This is a genomic window from Candidatus Polarisedimenticolaceae bacterium (genome assembly GCA_036376135.1).
Taxonomy (GTDB): Bacteria; Acidobacteriota; Polarisedimenticolia; order Polarisedimenticolales; family DASRJG01; genus DASVAW01.
Genome location: DASVAW010000129.1, coordinates 1 through 14,212, shown reverse-complemented (window position 1 = coordinate 14,212; position 14,212 = coordinate 1). Strand labels below are relative to the sequence as shown.

General features: G+C 69.9%; 17 protein-coding genes and 1 tRNA gene. 3 read left to right on the top strand and 15 right to left on the bottom strand.

The window, feature by feature from the left end; genetic code table 11:
* The first annotated feature begins 2 nt into the window (after positions 1-2).
* Positions 3-851 carry a methyltransferase domain-containing protein gene (locus tag VF139_12990; protein HEX6852310.1) on the top strand — a complete coding sequence of 283 codons (849 nt, stop codon included), beginning with the start codon at positions 3-5 and terminating at the stop codon, positions 849-851.
* Here the strand turns inward: VF139_12990 and VF139_12985 are convergent.
* Positions 836-2,512, bottom strand: coding sequence for a glycosyltransferase family 39 protein (locus VF139_12985; GenBank protein ID HEX6852309.1), 1,677 nt, complete (start codon positions 2,510-2,512; stop codon positions 836-838). The genes VF139_12990 and VF139_12985 overlap by 16 nt on opposite strands.
* Before the next feature lie 332 nt (positions 2,513-2,844).
* On the opposite strand from VF139_12985, the gene VF139_12980 reads away from it, so the two are divergent.
* Entirely contained in the window at positions 2,845-3,138 is a 294-nt protein-coding gene (locus VF139_12980) for a YtxH domain-containing protein (protein ID HEX6852308.1), read from the top strand.
* Positions 3,139-3,260: 122 nt separating this feature from the next.
* On the opposite strand, the gene VF139_12975 is transcribed toward VF139_12980, so the two are convergent.
* From VF139_12975 to hprK, 9 genes are all read right to left on the bottom strand, one after another.
* A complete protein-coding gene (locus VF139_12975; GenBank protein HEX6852307.1) occupies positions 3,261-3,755 on the bottom strand; it encodes a hypothetical protein in 495 nt (164 codons plus the stop codon).
* Between the two features lie 210 nt (positions 3,756-3,965).
* Positions 3,966-4,042, bottom strand: a tRNA-Pro gene (locus VF139_12970).
* Between the two features lie 108 nt (positions 4,043-4,150).
* Positions 4,151-4,897, bottom strand: a complete 747-nt coding sequence (locus VF139_12965) for a MerR family transcriptional regulator (protein ID HEX6852306.1) — start codon at positions 4,895-4,897, stop codon at positions 4,151-4,153.
* Positions 4,894-5,280 carry a cupin domain-containing protein gene (locus VF139_12960; protein ID HEX6852305.1) on the bottom strand — a complete coding sequence of 129 codons (387 nt, stop codon included), beginning with the start codon at positions 5,278-5,280 and terminating at the stop codon, positions 4,894-4,896. The genes VF139_12965 and VF139_12960 overlap by 4 nt, the downstream gene beginning before the upstream one ends.
* Positions 5,277-6,971 (bottom strand): phosphoenolpyruvate--protein phosphotransferase, encoded by a 1,695-nt coding sequence (ptsP, locus tag VF139_12955; GenBank protein HEX6852304.1) that lies wholly within the window; start codon positions 6,969-6,971, stop codon positions 5,277-5,279. Before ptsP ends, VF139_12960 begins: the two co-directional genes overlap by 4 nt.
* Positions 6,968-7,237, bottom strand: a complete 270-nt coding sequence (locus VF139_12950; protein ID HEX6852303.1) for an HPr family phosphocarrier protein — start codon at positions 7,235-7,237, stop codon at positions 6,968-6,970. Before VF139_12950 ends, ptsP begins: the two co-directional genes overlap by 4 nt.
* Entirely contained in the window at positions 7,234-7,653 is a 420-nt protein-coding gene (locus tag VF139_12945; protein HEX6852302.1) for a PTS sugar transporter subunit IIA, read from the bottom strand. Before VF139_12945 ends, VF139_12950 begins: the two co-directional genes overlap by 4 nt.
* Positions 7,654-7,657: 4 nt before the next feature.
* Entirely contained in the window at positions 7,658-8,518 is an 861-nt protein-coding gene (gene rapZ, locus VF139_12940; protein HEX6852301.1) for an RNase adapter RapZ, read from the bottom strand.
* Between the two features lies 1 nt (position 8,519).
* A complete protein-coding gene (hprK, locus tag VF139_12935) occupies positions 8,520-9,521 on the bottom strand; it encodes an HPr(Ser) kinase/phosphatase (protein ID HEX6852300.1) in 1,002 nt (333 codons plus the stop codon).
* A 166-nt stretch (positions 9,522-9,687) separates the two neighbouring features.
* Here hprK and VF139_12930 point away from each other — a divergent pair, with 166 nt between their 5' ends.
* The gene (locus tag VF139_12930) at positions 9,688-10,761 is read left to right on the top strand and encodes a hypothetical protein (GenBank protein HEX6852299.1); all 1,074 of its coding nucleotides are present in this window, start codon (positions 9,688-9,690) and stop codon (positions 10,759-10,761) included.
* Between the two features lie 82 nt (positions 10,762-10,843).
* On the opposite strand, the gene VF139_12925 is transcribed toward VF139_12930, so the two are convergent.
* From VF139_12925 to VF139_12905, 5 genes are all read right to left on the bottom strand, one after another.
* The gene (locus VF139_12925) at positions 10,844-11,812 is read right to left on the bottom strand and encodes an electron transfer flavoprotein subunit alpha/FixB family protein (GenBank protein HEX6852298.1); all 969 of its coding nucleotides are present in this window, start codon (positions 11,810-11,812) and stop codon (positions 10,844-10,846) included.
* 1 nt (position 11,813) lies between these two features.
* The gene (locus VF139_12920; protein ID HEX6852297.1) at positions 11,814-12,587 is read right to left on the bottom strand and encodes an electron transfer flavoprotein subunit beta/FixA family protein; all 774 of its coding nucleotides are present in this window, start codon (positions 12,585-12,587) and stop codon (positions 11,814-11,816) included.
* 3 nt (positions 12,588-12,590) lie between these two features.
* Positions 12,591-13,832 carry a beta-ketoacyl-ACP synthase II gene (gene fabF / locus VF139_12915; GenBank protein ID HEX6852296.1) on the bottom strand — a complete coding sequence of 414 codons (1,242 nt, stop codon included), beginning with the start codon at positions 13,830-13,832 and terminating at the stop codon, positions 12,591-12,593.
* A gap of 19 nt (positions 13,833-13,851) precedes the next feature.
* On the bottom strand, positions 13,852-14,088 hold the full coding sequence (gene acpP, locus VF139_12910) for an acyl carrier protein (protein ID HEX6852295.1): 237 nt from the start codon (positions 14,086-14,088) through the stop codon (positions 13,852-13,854).
* A 23-nt stretch (positions 14,089-14,111) separates the two neighbouring features.
* Positions 14,112-14,212 (bottom strand): SDR family oxidoreductase (locus VF139_12905; GenBank protein ID HEX6852294.1); only part of this gene is annotated, 101 nt, incomplete at its 5' end.

Here is a 14,212-nt window from a genome sequence, read left to right as displayed (position 1 = left end):
GGATGGACGACCCGCTGAACCCGCAGGCCCGGGAGATGGCCGACGAGTCGATGGTACGGACCCTGGCCGCCCAGGCCGAGGCGATCTGGCCGCAGGAGTCCGTGCTGCTGCGCCGCTACGGACTCCCCGACCACGCCCGCATTCTCGATGCGGGGTGCGGAACCGGCGAGATCACGCGGCGCCTGGCCTCGGCGTACCCTGCGGCGACCGTCCTCGGGGTCGACATCATCGAGGAGCACCTCGACCTCGCGCGCCGCGAGAGTGCGCCTCTCGGCGCGCGCGCGACCTACGAGAACCGCAGCGTCTACGACCTCGGCCTTCCCGACGCGTCGTTCGACCTCGTCGTCTGCCGCCACGTTCTCCAGGCGATCCCGCACCCGGAGGAGGTCCTCGCCGAGCTCGAGCGCGTCACCCGTTCCGGCGGGTGGCTTCACGTGATCGCCGAGGACTACGGGATGATCCACTTCGAGCCGCGGAACCGGGACGCCGACGCCTTCTGGGGAACGGGTCCCGTCGAGTTCGGCCGCGCGCTCGGCACCGACCTGCACGTCGGCCGCAAGGCGTACCGGATGCTGCGCGCGCTGGGACTCGAGGAGATCCGCGTCGACTACGCGATCGTCGATACGGTGCGCGTGCCCCGCGAGACCTTCGCGAGGATCTGGGAATCGTGGCGCGACGGTTATGCCGACTCGGTCTCCACGCACACGACGGTCACGCGGGAGGAGTTCCTCGCGCACTTCGAGGACATGCTCGCGACGATTCGCGACGCGGACGGTTACGGTGTGTGGTTCGTGCCGATCGTGGCAGGAAGGGTTCCCGCGGGGGCCGGGTCCCGTCACCGCATCCGGTAGACCACGTACTCCTCGGCGGGAATGCGGCCGAAGGCGAACGGCAGGGGCCCCCAACCGTCCGAATAGAAACCCGCCCCCAGGCGCGCGCTCATCGTGGTCAACCCCGGAAGGGTCCGGAACGCGTGCACGACCCGCGAGACGCGACGCTCCGCCGGAACGGGGAAGAGGTAGCTGTTCCCCACCGGAACGACGACCGCCTCGTCCGCGTGGTAACGCGGCTCGTCCCGGTCGAGCGGACGGGCACCGAGCTCCTGCATGTAGTACTGGAAGCCCCAGTGCCCCTGGAATGCAAAGGCGTTCGAGGTCCCGTTCGGCTCCCGGACCAGCGATCGTGCGGCGGTCCGCGCGGAACCCGCCAAGGCGTAATCCGCCCACGCGACGAGCAGCGCCACCGCGAGCGACGCCCCCACCGCGAGCGTCACGCGTGCGCGTCCGGCTCGATCGCGAACGTGCCCGCTCGACTCGAGCCGCCGCACCACGAGCAGGGAGGCCGCGGGAACCAGCGGCAGCAGGTTGCGCGCACTGACCGTCCAGTTGACGAGGCACGTGAAGGCGAGCGTCCCGCCGACCCAGAGGAGGAGCAGCACCGAGTCGGCGGAGCGTCGCCGCCTCCAGTCCGCGACCGCCAGGACGAGCAGCCCCGTTCCCGCGACGACGAGCAGCGACACCTGCGCGACGAACGACCAGGCGATCCCCTGGGGTCGGGTGACGTGGAACTCCCCCACCTGCCGCATCGCCACGACGATCGCCCCGACGACCCCGGCCGCGGGAATGCCGAAGAGGAGCGCTCGTTTTCCCCAGAGCAGCGGCGCCGCGGTCAGGAGGAGGACGATGCAGCCCCCACTGAACGCGAGCCCCGTGATCGCCTTGGAGAGCAGTCCGCCGCCGACCCGGAAATCGGACGCATACGCGGCGGCGTTCCCGAGCAGTCCGGTGCCGTACAGCGATTCGGTCAGGGCCTGATACCCCACGAGGGCGGCGACCGGAAGGAGGAGGATCGCCGTCCACCGGCCGAGGCGTCCGGTTTCCATCCACGAGACCACGAACAGCAGCGGCACGAGCGAGATCCCGAAATACTTGGTCAGCGCGGCCGCCGCGACGAGGAGCGCGGCGAACCCGAGTCGCGTCGCGTTTCCGAGCCGAAGCCCCTCGATCCAGAGGGCGATCGCCCACACCCACGAGGCGAGCAGCATCATGTCGCCCATGAGGCTCGTGCCGGAGACCACGAACACCGGTGCCGCCAACGTCGCGATCGCCGACCGCATCGAGTCCGTGCCGAGGACGTGCGCCAATCGGTACGTGCCGAGCACCGCGAGCAGCGCCGGGAGCAGGAACCCCGCGTGCATCGCGCGCTCGCTCCATCCGAAAAGCCACCCGACGAGGGCGAGGTAATACGCCGCGAGCGGAGGATTCTGGGTCACCTCGGACATCGGCTCTTCCACCCCTTGCCAGTTGAGGGTGAACCCGTAGAAGTCGGTCGGGTCCGACAGGATCTGCCGGGCGGTCCAGACGAAGAGCGGATCGTCGATGTGCACCGCCTTGCCGAGGAACGGAAGGAAGACCCCGAGCGTCAAGGCGGTGAGGAGGAGCCCGGACGCGAGCGCCGGGCGGGAACGCGGGAGCGCGAGGGGCACGGCGCCGGCTCGGGAAGACGGATTCACGGGCGACACCATACGCCCAAGCGTGGTTTCGGCGGCCCAGCGCTCCGTAGAGGGCGCTCGACCGCACGACGCACGCCGTGTGGCCGTTCCGCCCGCCTGCCGCCGCGCGAACGAGAACACCACCAAGGTGCCGTGCGCCGAAGGGAAGTCTCGTCTTCGACGATTCCGGCGGCTTCCTCGTGCGCGTCGGAACGAAAGCGCACGCGCACGCGATCGTCGAGGTGAAGTAGTCGCGGCGGCGCGTTCCCGTGGGGCGAACACCGGATGGTCGTCTCGCGCATTGGCCTCGATCATGGCCTCGGTTCAATTCACCCATAGAAGGCGAGGACGCAATGCGAGAGATCCAGCATGGCAGCGGGAAGGGGATGTTCTGGGCCGCACTCATCGGCGCGGGAGTCGGTGCGGGGGTCGCCCTCCTGTACGCGCCTCGCGCGGGCAAGGAGACGCGGGAGTGGCTGGCGGAGAGGGGCCGGCGGATGAAGGACACCACCCTCAGCACGCTCGAGCAGGGCAAGGACGCGGCCCGACGTGCCGCGCGGGAGATCGGTGGAGCCGCCGAAGACACCGCAAAGGTCGTCAACCGCCCCCTGCCCAACGGTCCGGCCTCCACGATCCTGAATCGATGAAGTGACGCAAGGGGCAGTCGCGGCGGGACTCCGGTCGCTGGGCCGGAGTCCCGCGCGGAGCGACTCCTCCGCGGCGGCGACCGGCAGTCCACGGGCATCCCGGCCCGCAAGGCACGTCGGCGCTACCGCAGCGCGGCGCAGAGTTGGTCGTAGTCGCCCGCGATCCCCTCGTGGTTGCCCTTGATGTAGGTGACCTCTCCATCGACCATGTAGAAGATCCCGGTGTCGATGAGCACGGTGCCGACGCCCGGAACGACGACGTGATACATGAGCCCGGCGTGTTTCCATACGCCCGGCTCACCCTCGACGTCTTCGAAGAAGTTGTACCCCTCGGTTCGGCCGAGCACCGTCTTTCCCGTCACGGAGTTCTTCATCAGGTCGATCGCGTCGCCGTGGGACCGGTAGCGATCGAGGGTTCCGTCCTTGTTCCAGTAGTACGTCGTGATTCCTTCCATGCTCCACGTGTCGAGGATGTCGAAGTCGCCACAATCCCAGAGGACATCGTCCTGCCCTTCCCACAGGTACGCCTCTTGGAGAGGCGGCTCCGCCGCTGCGTCGCGTGCGCCCAGGACCACGGCCAAGGCGAAGATCGGCCCGAACAGCCGTGCGACCCTCATGGCTCGAACCTCCTGACCGGAGGGCGCGGCGCGGAACAAGGCGCCGTACGCAGTCCCGAGGTGCGGACACCCTTTCATCCCGCCCGTCGAACGTCGACCTTGCCGGTCAATAAGAGAGGTACCGACGCGCCGCGGCCGGGACCCGACACAATTCGAAGCCGAGGTGCTTCGATCCGCCGCCGCCTCGTACGGGTTCCTGGGGGGCTTAGTTGGTCGGGGCGACCCGATTTGAACGGGCGACCACTTGCACCCCAAGCAAGTGCGCTACCAGGCTGCGCCACGCCCCGACCCCGGGACGATCGACGCCCGTGAGGGCACGGGCACTTCCCACGTAGGGTCGCATCGGGAGATGCCGTCGGAAGCGGCGGCATGGTAGGCGACCCCCTCGCGGGGCGTCAAGAAGACGGGGTGTCGAGCCGCTCCATCGCGCCGCGGATCCTGGAGGCCGCGAGGTCGATGCGGGAGAGCGCCGCGTCGCGCGCGCGCTCGGCGGCTTCCCGGAGCGATCGCTCGCGTTCGGCCTCCTGGGCGTTGGACGCCGCGTTGGCAATCGCGAGGTCGCGCTCGCGTTCGACCGCCAGGCGCCCCTCACGCTCCCGCCCCGCCTCCCGGACCGCATCGCGCTCCCGCTCGAGCGCCGCGTCGCGGGCGCGCTCCGCCTCCTGGCGGGCCTTGTGCTCGCGATCGAGGGCGGCCTTCAGCGTCGCCAGCTCCGCGGGAGATTCCCGTGCCGGCTCCGGTGTCTCGGGGACGGGCCAGGAAGGTTCGGGCTCGGGAGTCCCGTCGTCGGGGAGGAGCGACTCGAGCGGGAGCATCCGATCGCCGGCGGTGACGGGGCGCGGCGGGGGCTCGGGCGCGTGGACGTGTTTTTCGGGAGGCTGCACGGGGAGGCCGGCGAGCTCGGCCTCGATGCGTTTGCGGACGTCGGCGATCGTGTATTCGTCCTCGTACAGCAGCTTCTTGATCTTGAGGATGAGGTCGATGTCCTGACGGCGGTACACCCGCTGGCCGTTCTTGTGTTTCTCGGGGGCGAGCTGCGGGAACTCGCTCTCCCAGAACCGCAGGACGTACGGCTGGGTGTCCGTGTACTGGCACACCTCGTTGAGCTTGTAGAAGAGCTTGTCCGGGATCGCTTCGCTCATGGCCTGCCGAGTATAGGAGGATTGGGGCCGTCCGTCGTCCCTTCCCGGCCGTAGTCGTCCTCGACCCGCACCACGTCCTCGAGCTCCGGGGTCGAGACCTCGAACAGGGTGCAGTCGGTCACCGCCCGGAAGCGGTGGACGGTGTGCGGGGTGATGTGCCAGGTCCCTCCCGGGCCGAGCCGCTCCACGCGCTGGTCGGCGCCCCTGCCGAGCACGAGGTCGAGGGTCCCTTCCTGGACGTAGAACGCCTCGTCCTTCCGCTCGTGGTACTGCAGGCTCAACTGGCTCCCCGCCTTGATGAACAGGAGTTTCCCGGCGTACCGGTCGGTCCGCACGAAGCGGATCTCGTGACCCCAAGGCTTGTCCACGCGTTGCACGCTCATCCTCCCTGCTCCCCCAGCGCCTGCGCGGCGATGGTCTCGGCCGCCCGGGAGTCCACGGCGCGGATTGCGTCGCGAACGGCGCCGATCGCCCGTGGGGGCATCGACAGTTCGCGGAGCCCCATCCCCAGGAGAAGCGTCGCCGTCGCGGGGTCCGCCGCCATCTCGCCGCAGACGGCGACGCCCAGCCCCGTCCGCCGGGCGGCCTCCACGACCGAGCGGATCATACGCAACACCCCGAGGTTCAGGGGATCGTACAGGTAGGAGACCGCGGAGTTCCCGCGGTCCACCGCCAGGGCGTACTGGATCAGATCGTTCGTCCCGAGGCTGAGGAAGTCCGAGACGCCGGCGAGGCGGTCGGCGGTGAGCGCCGCCGCGGGGGTTTCGATCATCACCCCCACCGGGAGGTCGGCACGGAACGGTTTCCCCTCCCCGCGAAGGCCCGCCGCCTCCTCGGCGAGGATCCGGCGGAGCTCCCGCACCTCCCCGTCGCTCGTCACGAAGGGGATGAGCAGGCGCACGTCGCCGTGCGCCGCGGCGCGCGCCAGGCCGCGCAGCTGCGGCCGGAGGATCTCGGGGCGCTGGAGGCACAGCCGGATGGCCCGGAGCCCCAGCGAGGGGTTCGACTCGACGCCGTGCAGGACCTCGTGGAAGTACTTCTCGCCGCCGAGGTCGAGCGTCCGGATCACCGCCGGGTGCGGGGCGACCTTCTCGCAGATCTCGCGATAGGTCCGGTAGTGCTCGTCCTCGCTCGGGAGCGCCGGCGCGCGCTCGAGAAAGAGGAACTCCGACCGGTAGAGCCCGATCCCCCGCGCCCCGAAACGCAGGACCGCGGGGAGCTCCTCGGCGAACTCGATGTTCGCGCGCAGGATGACCTCGACCCCGTCCTTCGTCGTGGCGGGTAGGTCGCGCCCTTCCGCGATCCGCGCCTCGCGCGAGATCCACGCCTCGCGGCCGAGCTCCGCGCGCCGCAGCGCCTCGCGATCGGGGTCGAAGGTCACGGTGCCGGAGTCCCCGTCGACGACCGCGAGCGACCCCGAGCGGGCGCGGGCCGAGGCGCCGGAAGCCCCCGTGACGGCGGGGATGCCGAGCGCCCGCGCGAGGATCGCGGTGTGCGAGGTGACCCCGCCGAGGTCGGCGACGATTCCGGTCACGTGGCTTCGCGACAACATCGCGGCGTCGGACGGGCCCAGCTCCCGCGCCACCACGATCGTGGGTCCCTCGCCTTCCGCGTCGGGCTCCTCCGGCCGGTCCGCGAGCAGGCGCTGGAGGCGGCGGTGAACCTCCTCGAGGTCGCCGCCGCGCTCGCGGAAATGGAGGTCCTCGATCGCTTCGAACTTCCGCGCGATGCCGGCAACGGCCTCGCGCAGCGCCCAGGCGGCGGTGAACGGGCCCCGCTCGATCCCCCGGACGGTCGTGCGGACGAGGCCGGGGTCGTCGAGCATGAGGCGCTGCGCGTCGAGCATCGAAGCGCAGCTCTCGCCGAGCGTCTGCACCACCCGCTCGCGCAGGCGGGCGATCTCGGCGCGCGCCGCGGCACGCGCGGCGTCGAAGCGCTCGATCTCGAGCGCGACCGCGTTCGCCGGGATCGGCTGCGGGGTCTCGGGGAGCCCGCTGCGCTCCACGCGCAGGATCCGTCCGACCGCGACGCCCGGGGAGACGCCGAGGCCGCGAAGGATCGAGGGGACGCTCACGCGTCCTCGCCGAACCGGTCCCGCACGAGCCCCTCGAGCGCGTCGAGGGCCGCCTCGCCGTCGTCCCCCTCGGCCGCCAGGCGCAGCCGGGTGCCCCGGGAGGCGGCGAGGGTGAGCAGCCCCAGGATCGACTTGCCGTCGACTCGCGTGGCGTCCTTCGAGACGGTCACCTTCGCCCGGAACGACTGCGCGGTGTGCACGAACTTCGCCGCCGCGCGCGCGTGGAGGCCCAGTCGGTTGGCGATCACGATCTCCCGCTCGATCAACGCGACTCCCCCGCGTCGCCCTCGAGGAGGTCGGAGGCCGACTGGATCGAGTCGCGCCCCTGCGCGGCGAGCCGTTTGGCCACGTCGTGAAGCGAGCCGTCGCCGCGGAGGTTCGCGAACTTGATCAGCATCGGCAGGTTGACGCCGGTCACCACCTCGATGCGGCCGGGATCCAGAAGCGACATCGCGAGGTTGGTGGGCGTTCCGCCGAACATGTCGGTGAGCACGAGCACGCTTCCGCCGGGGCCTCCGACCCGCGCGATCGCCTCCTCGATCCGCCGGCGGGCGTCCTGGACGTCGAGGTCCCAGTCGATCGACACCGCCTCGAGCCGCTCGATCGGCCCGAGGATCCGCTGCGCCGCGAGCACGAGCTCCTCGGCGAGGCGCCCGTGCGACAACACGATCACGCCGGTCATGGGGTCACTCCTTGCCGAGGTCCCGGTGCGAGACCGCGACCGGGTGACCCGCGGCCTCCAGATGCTCGCGGAGCGCCTCCGCGAGCGCCACCGACCGGTGCTTGCCGCCCGTGCAGCCGAGGGTGATCGTCACGTAGCTCTTCCCCTCGGCGGCGTATTTCGGGATCAGGAAGTCGACGAAGTCCTGCAGGCGTCGGAGGAACTCCGCGGTCTCCTGCTTTCCGTGCAGGTACGCCTGCACCTCCATCGAGCGCCCGTCGAGGGGGCGCAGTCCCTCGACGAAGTAGGGATTCGGCAGGAAGCGCACGTCGAAGACGAGGTCCGCCTCGGCGGGAACGCCGTATTTGAACCCGAACGACACGAGGTGGACGTTGAGCCCCGATCCCCCGGGAGCGCCGAAGGCCGCCTTGAGGAACTTGCGCAGCTCGTGGGCGTTGAAACGGGTCGTGTCGAGGATGCGGTCGGCGTGTTCGCGCAGCGGCGCCAGAGCGGCGCGCTCCGCCTGGATCGCCTGCTCGAGCGTCCCTTCGGCCTCGAGCATCGGGTGTGGGCGGCGCGTCTCGCTGAAGCGTCGCTTGAGCGCCTCGTCGGCGGCCTCGAAGAACAGCACGGTGACCGGCGAGCCCTTGGCGCGAAGCTCCTCGAGGATCCCCGGGAAGGGCTGGAGGAACTCCCCCTCGCGCACGTCGATGACCATCGCCGCCCTCGAAACGCTCCCGCCGCCGCGCTGCAGGAGCTCGACGAACGGCGGGATCAGGGCGACCGGGATGTTGTCGACGCAGAAGTAGCCGAGGTCCTCGAGGCATTTCGCCGCGAGGGACTTCCCGGAGCCGGACAGGCCGGAGATGACGACCAGTCGCTCCAACTCAGGCCTCCTCGTCGCCGCCCGGCTCGCGGGCGGGTTCCTCGTCGTCGGGCGCCGCGATCCGCTCGCCCAGCCGCCGCGCGAGCTCGCGCGCGGGGTGGAACCCCTTGAGCTTGAGCAGGTGGTTGCGCGCGGCGACCTCGATCAGCACGGAGAGGTTCCGGCCGGGACCCACCGGCATCTCGATGTACGGAAGCGTGAGGCCGAGGATCTCGTATCCCTGCTCGTCGAGGCCGAGACGGTCGTAACGCTTTCCGGGCTTCCACGGGTCGAGACGGATGGCGTATTCGACGAACTTCGTGAGGCGCACCGACGCGACGCCGAAGAGGTCCTTCACGTTGACGATACCCAGTCCGCGCAGCTCCATGTGGTATCGGGTGAGCTCCGGGCCGGTGCCGACGAGCTGCTCCCCCTTGCGCCGGATTTCGACGACGTCGTCGGACACGAGCCGGTGGCCTCGCACGATCAGGTCGAGCGCGCATTCGCTCTTGCCGACCCCGCTGTCCCCGAGCAGCAGCACACCCAGCCCGTAGACGTCGAGGAGGACGCCGTGCAACACGACCCGCGGGGCGAGCTTCTCGCCGAGGTACTGCGTAAGCCGCTCGATCGTCGCCGACGACGCGAGCTCGGTCCGCAGGAGCGGGACCCCGTTGGACTCCGCTTCGAGGACGAGCTCGGGGGGAGGCTCGAGCCCGGTCGTGACGACGAAGCAGGCGACCCCCTGGCGGCAGACCTGCGAAACGAGGCGCGCGCGCTCCACCGACGGGCGCTCGCTCAGGAAGGTGATCTCGGAGCGGCCGAGGATCTGGATCCGGCCCGGGTGGATGTACTCCAGGAACCCCGCGAGGGCGAGGCCCGGCTTCTGGATCCGCGGTCGGTCGACGACGTTGTCCAACCCCTCCGCGCCGGCGACCAGCGCGAGCCCGAGCGGCTCCGCCGCGGGGTCGGCGAGCAGCTCACGGACGGTCGTCGAGGGGCGCGGCGCGGCCTGGGGTTCGGACAAACGAATCGCTCCAAGTGATTGAAACGTCGAACGATGCGGGATTCTAGGAACCGCGTCGTGGGGTGTCAAGGCGGCGACCTTCGTCCATTGACACCTTCTCGGCGCGGATGGCATAGTTCGCGGTCGCTTCCGGAGTCGTTCGACCTTCATTTCCTAGGAGATACCGATGGCCGGGAAAGCCGTGGTTCACGTCGTGGGCACCGGGACGATCGGAGAGCCTCTGATCGGCCTGCTCTGCCAGTATCGCGAGGCGCTCGGGATCGAGGAAGTCACCTTCCACAAGCGGACTCCCCTGCTGACCGACCGGTCGAAGGTGCGCTCGCTCATGCGGCGCGGCGCGAAGCTCTGTGTCGACCGATCCGCGGTCAAGGGGTTCCAGGACCTCGGCATGGAGCCCACCTACGAGACGCTCGAGTCGTTCGAACGCGCGGCGGTCGTCATCGACTGCACGCCGTCGGGCGTCGGGACGCAGAACAAGGTCGAGTTCTACGAGAAATACACCAACAACACCCTCGGCTTCATCGCCCAGGGGAGCGAGTTCGGGTTCGGCAAGCCCTACGCCCGCGGCGTCAACGACCGCGCGCTCGTGCGCGGCAAGGACCAGTTCCTCCAGGTCGTGTCGTGCAACACGCACAACCTCTCGATCCTGATCGACACCTTCGGCCTGCAGGACGGCGGGCCCGACAACCTCGTCGAGGGTCGCTTCGTCTGCATGCGCCGCGCGAGCGACATCTCGCAGGACGACAGCTTCGTCCCCGCTCCGGAGGTCGGCAAGCACAAGGACGCCCGCTTCGGGACGCACCACGCGCGCGACGCGTGGCACCTGTTCAACACGATGGGGTACGACCTGAACCTGTTCTCGTCGGCGTGCGTGATGCCGACCCAGTACATGCACACGATCTTCTTCGACGTCCGGGTGAAGAACAAGACGACGAAGGAACGGCTCCTCGAGCACGCCAACGCCAACGACCGGATGGCGATCACCTACAAGGATTCGGCGAACAGCGTTTTCTCGTTCGGTCGCGATCACGGCCACTACGGCCGCATCCTCAACGTCACCGTGGTGGCGTGGCCGACGGTGGCGGTCCGCAACGACACGGAGATCGTCGGGTACTGCTTCACGCCCCAGGACGGCAACTCGCTGCTCTCCTCGGTGGCCGCGACGACGTGGTTCTTGTATCCCGACAACTACGAAGACCGGATCCAGTGCCTGCGTCCCTACTTCCACGACGAGGTCTAGACACGAAAAGGGGTCAGGCCCCTTTCTCTTTCAGAATCGGGGATGTCCGGTTCTGGGAGAAAAAGGGGCCTGACCCCTTTTGCTACTGCTGCTTGAGCTTGCGGACTTCCTCGGTGATCTTCGGAACGACCTCGAATAGATCGCCCACGATGCCGTACGTCGCAATCTTGAAGATCGGCGCCTCGGCGTCCTTGTTCACGGCCACGATCACCTTGGCGGAAGACATGCCCGCGAGGTGCTGGATCGCTCCGGAGATGCCGCAGGCGACGTAGAGCGACGGGGAGACCACCTTGCCGGTCTGCCCCACCTGATGCGCGTGGTCGATCCAGCCGGCATCCACGACCGCTCGCGATGCGCCGACGGCCGCGCCGAGCGCCTTCGCCAGGTCGCGCACGAGGGCGAAGTTCTCGGGGGCCTTGAGTCCGCGGCCGCCGGAGACGACGATCGTCGCCTCGGCGACGTCGAGCTCGGCTTCCGCCGGCTTCTCGAGGGCGACGGCGCGAACGCGCGTCGGGCCTTGCAGCGCGATCGACTCGACCTCCGCCGGGCGCGCCTGCGCGGCCGACGGAAAGACGTTCGGACGGAGCGTCGCCATCGCGGGACGGGCTTCCGGGATCGACGCCCACGCGAACGCCTTGCCGGAGTAGACCGGGCGCTTGCCGCGAAGGGCGTTCCCCGTCCACTCGATCTCGACGACGTCGCTGAGGACGCCGGTCGCGAGGATCGCGCCGGCCCGGGCGACGACGTCCTTGCCGAGCGCGGTCGCGGGGGCGAGCACGATGTCGGCGCCGCTCGACCGCGCGGCCGCGGCCAGGGTCGCTGCGTACGCCTCGGGAAGATAGACGTCGGCCCGCGGGTCCTCGCAGGCGATCACCCGGTCCGCACCGTGCCCGCCCAGGAGCGGCGCGGACTCCGCGGCGCCGGATCCGAAGGCGAGAACGGCCACCTGGCCGCCGTTCCCGGCGAGGCGGCGGGCCTGGGTGAGGGTCTCGAGCGTCGGGCGCTTGATCTCGCCGCCCCGTCGCTCCGCCAGCACGAGCACGGTCGCCATCTCAGATCACCTTCGCTTCTTCGCGCAGCAGGCGGACGAGCTCGCGCGAGCTCTCCGCAGCGTCGCCCCCCAGGATCCGGCCCGCCTGGCGAGGGGGTGGCAGCTCGAGGGACTCCCAGACGACCGCGCGGCCGGCCGCCGGCAGGCCGAGATCGCCCGGGCTCTTGACCTCGAGAGGCTTCTTCTTGGCGGCCATGATCCCCTTGAGCGAGGCGTACCGCGGCTCGTGCTCCCCTTTGTCCCACGCGATCACCGCGGGGAGCGGTCCCTCGAGAACCTCCACGGCGCCCTCGACGGTGCGGCGTGCGGTGAAGGTCCCGTCCCCGGCCCGGAGGCGGAACACGGCGGCGGCATGGGGAAGGTCGGCGAGCTCCGCGAGCATCGGCCCCACGAGCCCCTCGTCGCCCCCCACGCCGGTTTTCCCCGTGAAGACCAGATCGGGCTTCTCCGCGGCGACGATCGCGGCGAGGGCGCGGGCGCGGCTCAGGCCGTCGGCGTTCTCGAGCGCGGCGTCCTGGACGAGGATCGCGCGGTCCGCGCCGATCGCGAGGGCCTGGCGGAGGGTATTCTGCGCGGCCTCCCTCCCCAAGCAGGCCGCGACGACCTCCCCGGCGCCCGCCGCCTCCTTGAGACGAAGCGCTTCCTCGAGCGCGTATTCGTCGTAGGGGGAGATGACGAACTTGACGCCCGCTTCGTCGACGGACTTCCCGTCGCTCCCGACCTTCACCTTCGTCTCGGTGTCGGGGACGTGCTTCACGCAGACCAGGATCTTCATGGGTCAGGCCTCGTGCTTGCGCAGGAGCAGGGTCGCGTTCGTGCCCCCGAACCCGAAGCTGTTGTTCAGCGCGAGACGGACCGTCGTGCGACGCGCCGTGTTCGGCACGCAGTCGAGATCGCACTCGGGGTCGGGGTTCTCGTAGTTGATCGTCGGCGGGATCACGTCCTCGTGAATGGCGAGGGCGACGACGGCCGTCTCGAGGCCCCCGGCGGCGCCGAGCAGGTGCCCGGTCATCGACTTCGTGGAGCCGAAGGCGACCTTTCGGGCGTGGTCGCCGAACACGGCCTTCACCGCGAGCGTCTCGATGCGATCCCCCGTCGGGGTCGAGGTGCCGTGCGCGTTGATGTAGTCGACCTCGGAAGGCGGCATTCCGGCGTCCTGCAGCGCCATGCGCATCGCGCGGATCGCGCCGTCCCCGTCCTCGCTCGGCGCGGAGATGTGGTAGGCGTCGCCGGTCAGGCCGTAGCCGATGATCTCCGCGTAGATTCGCGCGCCGCGCGCGACCGCCGCCTCGCGTTCCTCGAGGACGACCACGCCGGCGCCCTCCCCCATCACGAAGCCGTCGCGCTCGGCGTCGAAGGGGCGGCTCGCGCGCTGCGGCTCGTCGTTGCGGGTCGACAGCGCGCGCATGGAGCAGAACCCTCCGACCGCCAGCGGACTCAAGGGGTCTTCGGTGCCGCCGGTGATCATCGCGTCGGCGTACCCCTCGCGAATGAGGCGGAACGACTCGCCGATCGCATGGGTCCCCGTCGCGCACGCGGTGGCGATCGCGAGGTTGGGCCCCTTCGCCCCGAGCAGGATCGAAACCTGGCCGGAGGCGAGGTTGAGGATCATGCCGGGAATGAAGAAGGGCGAGATGCGGCGCGGGCCGCGCTCGATGAGCTCCTGATGGGTCGCCTCGAGCAGGCGCAGGCCGCCGATCCCCGAGCCGATGTACACGCCGACGCGTTCCGCGCCCGCGCCCTCGATCGGCAGCTGCGCGTCGTCGACCGCCTCCTTCGCGGCGGCGATCGCGTAGTGGATGAAGACGTCCATCTTCCGCGCTTCCTTGCGCTCGACGTACTTCTCCACGTCGAAGCCCCGAACCTCCCCCGCGAAACGGCAGGAGAAGGCGGAGGCGTCGAACCTCGTGAGGGGACCGATGCCGCTGCGCCCGGCCACGAGCCCCTCCCACGTGGAGGCGCGGTCGAGGCCGAGCGGCGTGACGAGCCCGATCCCGGTCAGAACGACCCGGCGTCGCATGCGAGAAGCCCGGGGGGGGCTACTTGCCCTTGGCTTCGATGTATTCGATCGCCTGCTTCACCGTGGTGATCTTCTCGGCGTCCTCGTCGGGGATCTCGAGGCCGAACTCCTCCTCGAGTGCCATGACGAGCTCGACGACGTCGAGCGAATCGGCGCCCAGATCGTCGACGAAGTGAGCCTCGGGCTTCACCTCTTCGGCATCGACGCCGAGCTGCTCCACGATGATGTTCTTGACCTTTTCTTCGACGGAAGCCATCGGAACTACCTCCTCCGAAACCGCTACATGTACATGCCGCCGTTGACGTCCAGGGTGGCGCCCGTGATGTAGGACGCCCCCTCTCCCACGAGGAACACCACCGCCGAGGCGACATCGGCCGCGG

Bases quoted from the DNA above. Each gene is read 5' to 3' on its own strand.
- VF139_12945 (HEX6852302.1), bottom strand. From the start codon at position 7,653: ATGACCGGCGTGATCGTGTTGTCGCACGGGCGCCTCGCCGAGGAGCTC.
- VF139_12925 (HEX6852298.1), bottom strand. From the start codon at position 11,812: ATGGCGACCGTGCTCGTGCTGGCGGAGCGACGGGGCGGCGAGATCAAG.
- VF139_12980 (HEX6852308.1), top strand. From the start codon at position 2,845: ATGCGAGAGATCCAGCATGGCAGCGGGAAGGGGATGTTCTGGGCCGCA.
- VF139_12960 (HEX6852305.1), bottom strand. From the start codon at position 5,280: ATGAGCGTGCAACGCGTGGACAAGCCTTGGGGTCACGAGATCCGCTTC.
- fabF (HEX6852296.1), bottom strand. From the start codon at position 13,832: ATGCGACGCCGGGTCGTTCTGACCGGGATCGGGCTCGTCACGCCGCTC.
- VF139_12990 (HEX6852310.1), top strand. From the start codon at position 3: ATGGACGACCCGCTGAACCCGCAGGCCCGGGAGATGGCCGACGAGTCG.
- acpP (HEX6852295.1), bottom strand. From the start codon at position 14,088: ATGGCTTCCGTCGAAGAAAAGGTCAAGAACATCATCGTGGAGCAGCTC.
- VF139_12920 (HEX6852297.1), bottom strand. From the start codon at position 12,587: ATGAAGATCCTGGTCTGCGTGAAGCACGTCCCCGACACCGAGACGAAG.
- VF139_12930 (HEX6852299.1), top strand. From the start codon at position 9,688: ATGGCCGGGAAAGCCGTGGTTCACGTCGTGGGCACCGGGACGATCGGA.
- VF139_12975 (HEX6852307.1), bottom strand. From the start codon at position 3,755: ATGAGGGTCGCACGGCTGTTCGGGCCGATCTTCGCCTTGGCCGTGGTC.
- VF139_12965 (HEX6852306.1), bottom strand. From the start codon at position 4,897: ATGAGCGAAGCGATCCCGGACAAGCTCTTCTACAAGCTCAACGAGGTG.